Source organism: Formosa sejongensis (assembly GCF_033447105.1).
Taxonomy (GTDB): Bacteria; Bacteroidota; Bacteroidia; order Flavobacteriales; family Flavobacteriaceae; genus Formosa.
Genome location: NZ_JAWQUN010000007.1, coordinates 61,905 through 73,950, shown reverse-complemented (window position 1 = coordinate 73,950; position 12,046 = coordinate 61,905). Strand labels below are relative to the sequence as shown.

At 26.9% G+C, this 12,046-nt stretch carries 10 protein-coding genes; 3 read left to right on the top strand and 7 right to left on the bottom strand.

The window, feature by feature from the left end:
- Nucleotides 1–72 precede the first annotated feature (72 nt).
- From R6X41_RS09305 to R6X41_RS09295, 3 genes are read left to right on the top strand one after another with little or no spacing between them, the layout of a single operon-like run.
- A complete protein-coding gene (locus R6X41_RS09305; protein ID WP_318499569.1) occupies nt 73–1,386 on the top strand; it encodes a phenylacetate--CoA ligase family protein in 1,314 nt (437 codons plus the stop codon).
- Between the two features lie 5 nt (nt 1,387–1,391).
- On the top strand, nt 1,392–2,477 hold the full coding sequence (gene wecB, locus R6X41_RS09300) for a non-hydrolyzing UDP-N-acetylglucosamine 2-epimerase (protein ID WP_318499568.1): 1,086 nt from the start codon (nt 1,392–1,394) through the stop codon (nt 2,475–2,477).
- A gap of 7 nt (nt 2,478–2,484) precedes the next feature.
- Nucleotides 2,485–3,654, top strand: a complete 1,170-nt coding sequence (locus R6X41_RS09295) for a glycosyltransferase family 4 protein (RefSeq protein ID WP_318499566.1) — start codon at nt 2,485–2,487, stop codon at nt 3,652–3,654.
- On the opposite strand, the gene R6X41_RS09290 is transcribed toward R6X41_RS09295, so the two are convergent.
- The 7 genes from R6X41_RS09290 to R6X41_RS09260 form a co-directional block, all read right to left on the bottom strand.
- The gene (locus R6X41_RS09290; RefSeq protein ID WP_318499564.1) at nt 3,651–5,009 is read right to left on the bottom strand and encodes an undecaprenyl-phosphate glucose phosphotransferase; all 1,359 of its coding nucleotides are present in this window, start codon (nt 5,007–5,009) and stop codon (nt 3,651–3,653) included. The genes R6X41_RS09295 and R6X41_RS09290 overlap by 4 nt on opposite strands.
- Before the next feature lie 157 nt (nt 5,010–5,166).
- A complete protein-coding gene (locus R6X41_RS09285) occupies nt 5,167–5,739 on the bottom strand; it encodes a hypothetical protein (RefSeq protein WP_318499562.1) in 573 nt (190 codons plus the stop codon).
- Between the two features lie 621 nt (nt 5,740–6,360).
- Nucleotides 6,361–7,134 carry a glycosyltransferase family 2 protein gene (locus R6X41_RS09280; protein ID WP_318499560.1) on the bottom strand — a complete coding sequence of 258 codons (774 nt, stop codon included), beginning with the start codon at nt 7,132–7,134 and terminating at the stop codon, nt 6,361–6,363.
- The gene (locus R6X41_RS09275; RefSeq protein ID WP_318499558.1) at nt 7,112–8,176 is read right to left on the bottom strand and encodes a glycosyltransferase; all 1,065 of its coding nucleotides are present in this window, start codon (nt 8,174–8,176) and stop codon (nt 7,112–7,114) included. The genes R6X41_RS09280 and R6X41_RS09275 overlap by 23 nt, the downstream gene beginning before the upstream one ends.
- Before the next feature lie 190 nt (nt 8,177–8,366).
- Nucleotides 8,367–9,605 carry a hypothetical protein gene (locus tag R6X41_RS09270; protein ID WP_318499556.1) on the bottom strand — a complete coding sequence of 413 codons (1,239 nt, stop codon included), beginning with the start codon at nt 9,603–9,605 and terminating at the stop codon, nt 8,367–8,369.
- Between the two features lie 16 nt (nt 9,606–9,621).
- Nucleotides 9,622–10,791, bottom strand: a complete 1,170-nt coding sequence (locus R6X41_RS09265; protein WP_318499554.1) for an O-antigen ligase family protein — start codon at nt 10,789–10,791, stop codon at nt 9,622–9,624.
- Between the two features lie 89 nt (nt 10,792–10,880).
- The gene (locus tag R6X41_RS09260) at nt 10,881–11,666 is read right to left on the bottom strand and encodes a hypothetical protein (protein ID WP_318499552.1); all 786 of its coding nucleotides are present in this window, start codon (nt 11,664–11,666) and stop codon (nt 10,881–10,883) included.
- Nucleotides 11,667–12,046 lie beyond the last annotated feature (380 nt).

Here is a 12,046-nt window from a genome sequence, read left to right as displayed (position 1 = left end):
GTTTGGAGCAAAAATAATTGCTTTTACGCTTAAAAAATAATTATTTTACAAAAACATATACCTTATCGTCCTTTGAAGATATTCAACCTTACTTTACAATTAAATGGTTTCCCTTTGAAGGAGGCGACTAACACGCTTTCTGAAATTCAGAAATTAGACGAATCGGAATATGAAAATTATTTAAATTCGAAAAAACAAGATATCTTAGAATATCATTTAAAACACAATTCGTTTTATAAATCGTTTGGGACACATATCGATTTGAAGGATTGGAATTCTGTTCCCGTAATGACCAAACGCGATTTACAACAACCTTTAAAAGATCGGTTATCTGAAGGATTTACGCCTAAAAATGTATATATAAACAAAACATCTGGATCGTCTGGAGACCCGTTTATTTTTGCAAAAGATAAATTATGCCATGCGCTAACTTGGGCCGAGATACAAAACCGTTTTGGCTGGTATGGTATCGATTTTAATAGTTCTTTACAAGCTCGTTTTTATGGAATTCCATTAGATAAAATAGGCTATTATAAAGAACGTTTTAAAGATAAACTGAGTAATCGTTATCGGTTTTCAATTTTCGATTTAAGTGATGTCGCTTTAGACACTTATTTAAATACTATTAAAACCAAACCATTCGATTACATAAATGGTTATACAAGTGCGATTGTACAGTTTGCGAAACATTTAAAAGATAAAAATCTGATATTAAAAACTGTTTGTCCTACTTTAAAATGTTGTGTAGTGACTTCGGAAATGCTTTTTCCTGACGATAAATTACTTTTAGAACAGCAATTTGGAGTTCATGTAATAAACGAATATGGTGCATCGGAATTAGATTTAATTGCATTTCAGAATCCGAATGATATTTGGCAAGTGAATAGTGACACCCTTTTTGTTGAAATTTTAGATGATAAAAATCAAGCTGTAGCAAACGGTAAAGAAGGTCGCCTAGTCATTACATCTTTATATAACAAAGCCCACCCTTTTATTCGGTATGATTTAGGCGATATTGGTATTCTTTCTGAAACAAGTACCTTGCAAAAGCCTGAGTTAAAAAAACTGATTGGGAGAACCAATGACATGGCCATTTTACCGAGCGGAAAACGCGCTGCAGGATTAACTTTTTACTATATTACGAAGGCCATTATTGAAGACGATGGCAACGTGAAAGAATTTATAATTACACAAGAACACAAATCAACATTTAAAATAGAGTACGTTGGTAAATTAGAAATTTCTACAACAAAACAACAGGAAATTATCGCTGAAATGAGACGTTATCTTGAAGATGGATTAACGATACACTTTGAAAGACATAACGCTTTAAAACGCTCTAAAAGCGGAAAACTGAAGCAGTTTACGTCTTTGGTAAAACAATAAAAAATATGAAAATTACTATAGTTGCAGGAGCACGACCAAATTTCATGAAAATAGCACCAATTATTGATGCCATTACATTAAAAAGCAATAGTGGAACTCCAATTAGTTTTAGATTAGTTCATACAGGACAGCATTACGATAAAAGTTTAAGTGATACTTTTTTTGAAGAATTAAACATTCCCTATCCAGATTCTAATCTAAATATAAAAAGCGGTACCCAAGCGGAGCAAACGGCCGGAATTATGATTGGTTTTGAAAGAGAACTTATAGAAAATCCATGCGATTTAGTTTTAGTAGTTGGAGATGTAACCTCAACTATGGCTTGTACAATTGTTGCCAAAAAAGCAGGAATTAAAGTTGCTCATATAGAAGCTGGCATACGTTCTGGAGACATGAATATGCCGGAAGAAATAAACAGAATCGTAACAGACAGTTTAACGGATTATTTTTTCACCACATCTGAATATGCGAACGCAAATTTAAAGAATCTTGGTGTTTCAAAAGATAAAATTTATTATGTTGGAAACGTCATGATTGACACTTTACGAAAACATGAAAACCGACTTAAACAACCAGAGTTTTGGAAAACCATTGGCCTACAAAATAAGTCTTATTTTGTTTTAACATTACACAGACCTAGTAACGTAGACGAGACTCAATATCTAAAAGATTTAATTTCTAGAATTGTTCAATTAAGCAATAAAAAACCTATTATTTTCCCTGTACATCCTAGAACAAAAAAAATGCTCTCAGATTTAAATTTAAATTTCGACAACCTTTATTTTGTTGAACCTTTAGGGTATTTAGAGTTTAATTATTTGGTTAAAAATGCATTTGCAGTACTTACAGATTCTGGAGGAATTACAGAGGAAACAACTGTTATGCATGTGCCGTGTATTACATTAAGAGAAAATACTGAGCGTCCTGAAACTTGCAATATAGGTACAAATTTTCTTGCAGGTAATAATCCTAAAAAATTAGAAGAAGGATTTACAAAACTTTTCTCGAATAATTGGCCAACAGGAGAAATCCCCAAATTATGGGATGGAAATACTGCGAAACGTATCGTAGATCACCTATTAGATATCTAAAGCATTTATGAAAGACATTCTTATAATTACAAGTTATTTTCCACCTGAAATAGGAGCGGCGTCAAATAGAATTTCACACTTAGCAGAAGGCCTTAAAGATCGTCAATACAAAGTTTCTGTAATAACACCCTTACCTAATTATCCCACCGGAAAAATTTTCAACAATTATAAAGGTCACTTTAAATTAACCTCTGAAGAAAATGGAATAACAGTTAATAGGTTGTGGATTTATGCGAGTAACTCCAAAAACAAACTACTACGTTTAATAGCCATGTTTTCCTACAGCCTTAGTTTACTCTGGTTTTTCATTTTTAATAAAATTCCGAAAACGGTTATTGTACAATCTCCACCATTACTTGTTGCATTTACATGCATGCTTTTTCTAAAATCAAAAAAACGTAATCTTATTTTAAATGTGAGTGATTTATGGCCCATTGCAGGTTTGGAATTGGGAGCTCTCAAAAAGAATTTTAGTTATGGTATTTTAGAAAAAATAGAACATTTTAATTATAAAAAAGCAGATTTAATTTTAGGACAGAGTGAAGAAATATTAACTCATGTTACTTCAATATTTCCTAAAAAGAACACTTTTTTATATCGTAATTATCCAGAAATTAAAAACGAAATATTAAAAACAAAAGAAGTTCCAAAAGTTAAAATAAAAATGGTTTATGCCGGACTATTAGGTATTGCTCAAGGTATTTATGAATTGTGTAATCAATTAGAATACAATCACATTGAATTTCATATTTATGGATCTGGATCTGAACAAGATAAAATTGAAAATTACATTAAGAGTAATCCCCAATTACCTATTACTTTTCATGGTCAGGTTTCAAGAAATGAACTTCATGAAATCTTAAAACAATACGACATCACGATTATTCCTTTACTTAATAGAATTTATGGGTCGGTTCCTTCAAAAATCTTTGAATACTCTAAACTAGGGCTTCCAATGGTTTATTTTGGAGGTGGAGAAGGTGAAACAGTTATTCGAAACAACAAATTAGGTTGGGTAGCAAAATCTGCAGATTATAACGATCTAAATCGAGTAATTGGTACCATTGACAAACAGAAACTAACCACAGAATTAAATAACGCTATAAAAGAAACAGCCTATAAAAATTTTGATTTAAAGGATCAGTTAAATAACTTGACAGAAAAACTTTCTAATTAATACGCTTTATCTTCCCCTTTTACAGCGTTTAATAAGGTCTGTAAAATAATTTTAAGGTCGAGAAGTATGGACCAGTTTTCGATATAAAAAATATCATATTTTACACGGTTAATGATGTCCTTATCGGTTTCTACTTCACCTCTAAATCCGCTTACTTGTGCTAAACCTGTAATACCTGGTTTCACAAAATGTCGCACCATAAATTTATCAATTCGTTTGGCGTACATATGTGTGTGACTCACCATGTGTGGTCTTGGACCAACTACAGACATATCGCCAAAAAAAACATTATAAAACTGAGGCAATTCGTCTATACTTGTTTTACGAATAAACTGTCCGACTTTAGTAATTCTCTGATCTCCTTTTGTGGCTTGATACAAATGTGCATCGGTATTAGGCATCATAGAACGGAATTTATAACACTTAAATTCTTTATAATTAAATCCGTTACGCGACTGTTTGAAAAAAACAGGTCCTCTGGATTCAATCTTAATAATAATTGCTAAAATGGGCGTTAACCAGGATAGAATAAAAACAATTATGAATATCGAAAAAACTATATCAAAAAGCCTTTTAAAAAACTGATTGACACTTTCTTCTAGAGGAATATCACGAAGTGATAAGATAGGAATGAAATCGTAATATTCGTATTTCAATTTTTTAGAATAAATTTCCTTATTATCTGGTAAGAACTTTAAAATTTTCAGGTTATTATCAGCAAAATTTACAACTTGAAGAATTTGTGTGTTAGATAATTCTGTGATTGAACAATAAATTTCATCGATTGTGTTTTCTTTTATAAAACGTAAACAATCTACTAATGATTCTTGAGATTTATCTTTTAAATTAAAAACTTTCTTAAGCGAATACCCATATTCTGGATTGTTTTTAAAAAAGCCTTCCAAGGCATTTGTTTGTCTATTTTTACCAATAATTACAGTATTTCTTAAATTCCCACCAAAAGAAGCACGGTATTTTTGAAGCAAATAGTAAACAGCGAATTTTGCTATTCCGATTAGTAAAAATACAAGTCCAATATATTTTAAAACTAAAAAAGTATTTACATTTAAATTATGTCTAAACCCGAAATAAGCAAAAACTATTAAAGTAAATAAAAGCGCCTGTTTAACGAGCAAGGCCATTATAGTAACTTCTCTTGTAAAACGATATACATCGTAGAATTTAGAATATAGTGAAAGAATAACCCAGGTTATAGATACTAGGGAAACGAATAAAATTGGGTTTACATTTTTAAAAAAGAATAACAAGGCTAATCCATTTATTATACCAAAATCTATGGTGTAGGAAATAGGTCTTAAGTACCCAGAATATCTACCTTGTTTATATGAATTCACTTATGCATTTAAGATTTTGATATATAATGTAAAATTAACTTTTAGAATATATAAATGTTTAATCTACAAAAATAGGAAAGTAGCTTGATTTAATAGTATTTACAATATATTAAATATTCTTTATTTTATATATTCTGATACATCTTCATGTACAAACTTAATTCAACTTTAAATTAGTAGTATAAACCATAAAATATAAAGCTATAAAATATGGTATAACAGGCGAATTAGTAAAGAAACTTCCTGCAAGAACAACACAGATTAGAAGAAACGTCATTGGAATTTTTAAATCTTTGTCTTTAAAAAAAAGTTGTAAAAAAATTGAGTAAAAAAAACTTAAGTATAGAAGACTTCCAAATGCCCCAAAAAACCAAAATAAATCTATTAATTCTATCTCTGTTCTTCCCCAATCAAACTGAGCTCCTCCAAAAATATAATTAAAAAACCCCCAGTACTGTTCGATATAAGGTATTAATATTTCTGATATAGATTGGTCCCTATAACTAAATAGCATTGTTAAAAGCCCATTATTTATGTATACATCATATAATACTCTAAAATTAGTTTTAAAAAGATCCATAAAAAAAGGAAAGTAAAAAACTGTCGTACCTAAAAATAAAATGACTGAAAATATTATAATATATGCATTAAAATATCTGAAGGACAAATATAAAACAAACAACAAATTAAACAGATAAATTGTTTTTGTTCCAACTAACATTGAAGTCAATAATGCACTTATTAAAAACAAGCGACTCTTTAAGTCTTTCTTAATGGTAAATTCTTTAAAGAAATAGAGGATTAGAATAATATAGATGTAACTAGAATGACTGGCATGTAAAAACAAACCATTAAATCCAAATCTATCTGAAAATCCTATGTACGTTTTAAAAAAATTAAAATCAAAAATAAGACCTAATAAAATGGCTCCGGTATTTATAAAAAAAATAAGTTTTATTGTTTGACCTAAATAATCTACTTGTCTATTTAGAACATTTATTTGTGTTTTATTTCTTGCTTTTAATGAAAAATATAAGATAAAAGCAAATAAATATCCATTAAGGGCATAGAAGTTTATAAATGTCCTTTGTAAAAAATCACCAGCTGATAAAGAAATTTGACCAAATAAATAAATGCAAAAAACACGCCAATAATATAATATATTTTTTTGGAGGTCTTTTTATTTCTTATTAGATATACTATGATTAAAACCTCAACAATCAGTTTAAAAACACCAGAAATTCTAGTAAAACTAAAATAATTATATTTTAATATTTTACTTAAAAACTCTGTAAAATAAAAAAGTAATAATAAAATTGAAGGAAGTATAAATACTAAATTACTGTGACTTTTACTTTGACTGTAATTTTTTAAAATATTGAACATTCCATTTTATTATAAATTTTATAATACTACTCACATTCCAAATATTATATTTACTAAAAATATTTTTTGCGCTAGTCTCGTTTAAATGATGATAAATATAAGTTTGATTGACTCCAATCACTTTTAAACCCCTGCTGTAAGCTTCAAAACAAATATCTATATCTTCGCAATACAATCTATATCTTTCATCTAATAACGTCTTATTTGTCTTTAAAAATTGGTTACGAATAAGCATACAAGCACCTAAACACCAATCTATATTTGGCCCAACCATTTGTATTTCGTTATTAGATTTTAACAACCCTAATCTTTTTTTTACTACATTAATAAAATTAGGGAATGCTTTCCATGTTTTTTGAATATCCCCATTTGGATATTTTAATATAGGAGTAACAATTCCAATAGTTTTGTCTTTTTCAATGTAATCATAGAGTACTTGAATAAAATTTGTGTCAAAATAAGTATCAGGATTTAATAACATATAATACTTCGTTTCGATATTAAAATATCGTATTAAATCGTTATTATTTTTAGAAAAACCTTCTAATACATCCTTCACTAAAACATTATCTTTGTACGGACTATTTAATAATTTTTCGGCAGTTCCATCTGTAGATTTTGCATCACAAAAAAAAACGTTTTGAATATTAAAATCTACTAAAGATTTTATTAATTTATCTATATAATCTGCATGGTTATGAGTTACTACTAATATGCTAATTTGTTTTTCTTGTGTCATATAATAAAATCTTTTCAAGACTTTTAATAAAATTTTTAAATGAATAATTCTCCAAGTACGTAAATCGTGCTTTTTTCTTTAAAACCTCTAAATTATCTGAACCTTTAAAATTATCATTTAATATATCTACTAAATTTGAAGAATCATTTTTTAATATAAAAGCCACACCCAGTTCATGCAGGTTATTTGTCACAATCTGTTTGGTTGTAATAATGGGTAATCCGCTCATTAATGCCTCAATGTATACTAGTGGATACACTTCATAATTTTCATCGCTTAGAAACAACAAAACATCATTAGCTGCTAAATTAGCAAATTTGGTGGCATCCTCCTTAACTGGTCCAAAATAACTTATGAATTTATATTTAAAATTAAGAGTTTGAATACTAGTTTCATCTTCATCACTTAAAGCACCTCCCAAAATATTAAGCTTACAATTTATTTTTTCGTTTTCTAAAATTTCGGCGATTTTAATTAAACGATTTATTCCCTTTTCTTTAGATAGATTCGATAAAAATATGAAGTTTATTTCTTTGTTAACAGCAACTTTTAAATCATCATTCTGGAAATAATCTGGTAGTGCATTTGGAACCAGAAATGTGTTAGGACAAAATGGACTAATGTTTGCGTATTGCGATTGATTAATTACAATAATTTTAATTTTAGTGAAAAGGAATTTATTATAAAATTTCAAGTTTTCCTCTAAACCATTTGCATGAATATGTGCTGTTATGTTTTTAGTTTTGAAACTACAAACAAGTAGAATTATTAAATCTCTATAAAAAGCAAAACCTTTAGGTGTAAAGTTAAGATAAACTATATCTTGTTTTTTAATTAAAAACAACTTCTTAAAAAGCGAATAAAAACTTGAAACCTTTTCAAGGTTAAATTTTCCAAAATTATTAAAATCCTTTGCTTGCGCTGTATTTAATTCACGAATAGTGATATTAGTATTTGTAAATAATGAATTTTTAATATGATTTGATATTACTTTAACGCCATTGTTTGGCCCTGATATTGGAAATATAAAAAATAACTTCATGTTTATACATTATTTATCGAATCAAACCTTTAATATTTCATATTTAAACTGAGACAAAATTGTGTTGACTTTTAGATAAAAATCAACAAATTTAAACCTATTAAATCTTACAAGCCAATAAATATGAATAATTAAATTTATGCTGAACATCACTTTATGTTCAAAAACTTTAACATAAATAATCTTATACTTAAAGGCGCTCCTTTTTTGAATTAAGACTATTCATAATCGGAACTATTAAAAAGAAAAGCAAATTAACACTAGGCTCATAAAGTAATCCACTAGAAAAAAAGGATACAGAAAAAATAATAAAAATAAAGAATGCATTAAAATAATCCTTGAAATTGAGTTTTATGAAATTAAAATAAATTTTTGTAAAAAAGAATATACCAACAACTCCTAGAAAAAAATATAAATCTATAAAATCCATTCCCGAAAGGAACCTATAGTCTCGAAAATTACCTCCACCACATATATAATTTAAAAAACTCCAATGTGGTCTTATAAAGTTCTCTAATGTATCTACTAATTTATCTATTCGAAAAGAAGTTAAACTCGACAAAAAACCATCTCTTTTGTAATAAAAATAAAAAAGGTTAAAAACTTGTTCGAAATATCCAATGATTTTTCGATAAAATATAACAAATATCAACACCGCTAAACTGCCGATTAATACTAAATATTTTGACTTTTTATTTTCAAAAAATAAATGATAAATTAAAATAATTGGAAAAAATAAAAAAACTTTTTTAGTTCCCACTAATAAAGACGCTAAAATTACTATGAATAATTTTAATGCAATTAATAATTCAAACTTAATTATTAAACTTCTATAATAAACTAAAATTAGAATTATGAAATAATAACTAACCTGTCCACTTTTACTAAAGAAGCCATTAAAACCAATTCTATCTCCATAAAAATAAGTTCTAAATAAGGGGAAATCTGTAAAAAACCCATAAAAAATTAAAATAATATTAAGTAGAAATATAATTTCAAATAGCTTAAATAACCGTTTAATTAAATCTATGTTTTTTAATAACGGATTAAAAACAATCAGAATAATTGGGAAAAATAAATATTTCACTAAAAATTCTAAATTCACTATCACATTTTCTATTATATCAATCCCTTGTAATGCAAACTGCCCAACGAAAAAAGAAATCACTAGTATTACTAAATAATTTAATAATTTTCGAACTTCATTTTGATTCAAGTAATCTTTAATGTTAAATACAAAAAAGACAAAAAAAAGAATCAGACATAAAATTTTTGATAGTGTTGTATATTTCGAGAATTCCCAATTAAAATAAAAAGCTAATTTTCTAAACGCATCACCTATATAAAACAATACTATTGTTAGAATAAACAAATAGTAATTCTTATACTCTAATGTAGTATATTGTTTCTGCTCTAATTTAACTTGCATAAATAATAATTACAATTTAATTTTTTAACAAACTTAGGCTTACTTTTAAATTCCAAACTAGAGGTAAGAAAAAAGAAAAAAACACTATACCTTTATTAAGTTCTAATATTGTTTCTGTTGCCGAAACTCCCAATAAAATAAAAATTAAATAAACACCATAAAAATTCTTTGAGGCTAAAAAAGTAAATAAAGATAGAATTAATAAAAAAGGAAAATAAAGACCTAAAATAACTCCAAATTTCAGTAACTCTTCTAAATATTGATTATGTGGATTAAAAACCTTATTATATTTGGCCATCATATATAATAACGGTCCATAGTCTTTTTCACTATAAACCTCACTAAGCTTAAATTGAACCTCTTTTGATGAGCCATATCCTATATATGGTTTATCTATAATAAGCTCTTTACAACTATTCCAAATTAAAATTCTAACACCTCTACCGCCCCATACTTTTTCTATATTATAATTATTATTATAATTAATTGTTTCTAGCAGTCTTTTCTTAATAGGAGGTGCTTGCAATATAATAATTGTAAACAAAACAAAACCACCAAAAAGAGATATAGCGACACTCCTTAAATGTGGATAATTATAAATAGAATATATAAATAAAAATATTATAGTTAAAAAAGCCAATATCCAAACAATTCTAGCCGATAATAATAAAATATAAAACAAAATAATCACAGTAGTTACTACAGTAATTAGCTTTTGTTTATACCCTTTAATTGAGTTAAAATAGAAGATAGCATAACCAATAGAAAATAGTAAATACATACTTAAATAAGTAGCGTGCATATTTACATGCATGGAAAATTTATGGTTAATTAACTCTGATAAATTGTTTGTGATAATAAACTCGTAAAGGCTTGATAAAAAGCAATACGAAGCTATAATAAAACCAAAATAAAAGAAAACCTTAAATATCTTCCTAACAGAAATCCCATACTGCTTAATCATAAATATCGCAGATGGAATTATTAGAAAAGATAATTTTTTTTCTAAATCATTAGTAACTCCTTTTACAGGAATATCATATAAAAAACCGATAAAAATCATAAGGTAAAAAACAAAGAATAACCTCACATTCCTTTCTTGTAAAATTCTATTCCAGTTAGCTTTATTGCTGTTAAGACCTACAAATAACACCATTAAAATGGTTAAAATATTTGTAAAAATCATTGGAAGATAAATTACTATAGGAAATAAATAAAATAAATATTCACCACTTAATAGCGTCTTCTTATTTAAATATTTTAGAATCAATGTGTTCATTTTATCGATGTATCTGGAATAACTTGCTTTTTATCAAAAATATCCTTTAAGGTTAGTAACTCAAAAATTATGATCACTGAAAAATATTCATACCAATAATCTAACACAAAATAACCTAGAAGTATTACTAGCATAAACTTTGAATAGGTTAAACTATTTCTGTTTTTTACAAAAAAATTAATATACAAAAAGACGTAAAGACATAAACCAATTAAACCATATTCACCAATAATTTTATTATAAAAAGAAAATGGTTGATTCGCTGTATTATTAATATTATCCCAAGGATTACCGAAATCATGATTCCAGATCCCTAAATGATATTTAACAAATTCTGGAGATGCATAACTCCAATTTTTTGGATACCAATTTACATAATCCCCCGATGTTATAAAGGCGGCCCTTGAAGAAAAATTACCTCCACCAGATCCTAATATGAAAGATTTAACAGAACTGCTCCAATAGTTTCCCGTTTGCCAAAAAGATTTTATTTTATACGGAGTATTATCATCATTTTCAATAATTCTATTAATATACCTTGAAGCATAGGTAACATTTGTTGGAGAGATTTCTTTAAATAAAAACAAAAAACCAAATCCAAATAATAGCAGTAGAACTTTATATTTAATTTTAATTTTTGAAAAGAAATAAACACTTACGAGAAGGAGTCCTAAAAAAATAACTAAACCACTCATATAAGTTGTCATTAAAAGAGTAATGATAGCCATAAATGCTTTTTTCCATTCCTTGCGCATAAAATACATTAATGAAAAAAAAGACATTATTAACATATTTACAGAAGAATTACTATAAATAGATTTAATAAAATCTCCTGCAGAATTAGTTACTCCGTAAGGGTTTATACTTTGAAACTGAAAAACAATTTCAAAATATTGAATAATAACAACGATAATATTAAAGTAAAAAAAAACATCTATTGTTTTATCGACCTTTAAAGCAGTATTCCTCTTAAAAAAGAAACCTATTTGTGCTAAACAAAGAAAACTAATTATCCAAAAACACAAAACCAAAATATAACTTGGTAAATAAGAAAAAGTATTAAATATTAAATTAAAAAAACCATAAATTAGATGAAACAATATAATAAAGAAATAAAATAAATTTAAATGGTTTATTCTTAAAACTGATTTAAATCTTAATA

Excerpts from the sequence above, each read along its gene's own strand:
- wecB (WP_318499568.1), top strand. The coding sequence starts at position 1,392 with ATGAAAATTACTATAGTTGCAGGAGCACGACCAAATTTCATGAAAATA.
- R6X41_RS09295 (WP_318499566.1), top strand. The coding sequence starts at position 2,485 with ATGAAAGACATTCTTATAATTACAAGTTATTTTCCACCTGAAATAGGA.
- R6X41_RS09280 (WP_318499560.1), bottom strand. The coding sequence starts at position 7,134 with ATGACACAAGAAAAACAAATTAGCATATTAGTAGTAACTCATAACCAT.
- R6X41_RS09275 (WP_318499558.1), bottom strand. The coding sequence starts at position 8,176 with ATGAAGTTATTTTTTATATTTCCAATATCAGGGCCAAACAATGGCGTT.
- R6X41_RS09270 (WP_318499556.1), bottom strand. The coding sequence starts at position 9,605 with ATGCAAGTTAAATTAGAGCAGAAACAATATACTACATTAGAGTATAAG.
- R6X41_RS09265 (WP_318499554.1), bottom strand. The coding sequence starts at position 10,791 with ATGATTTTTACAAATATTTTAACCATTTTAATGGTGTTATTTGTAGGT.
- R6X41_RS09260 (WP_318499552.1), bottom strand. The coding sequence starts at position 11,666 with ATGTCTTTTTTTTCATTAATGTATTTTATGCGCAAGGAATGGAAAAAA.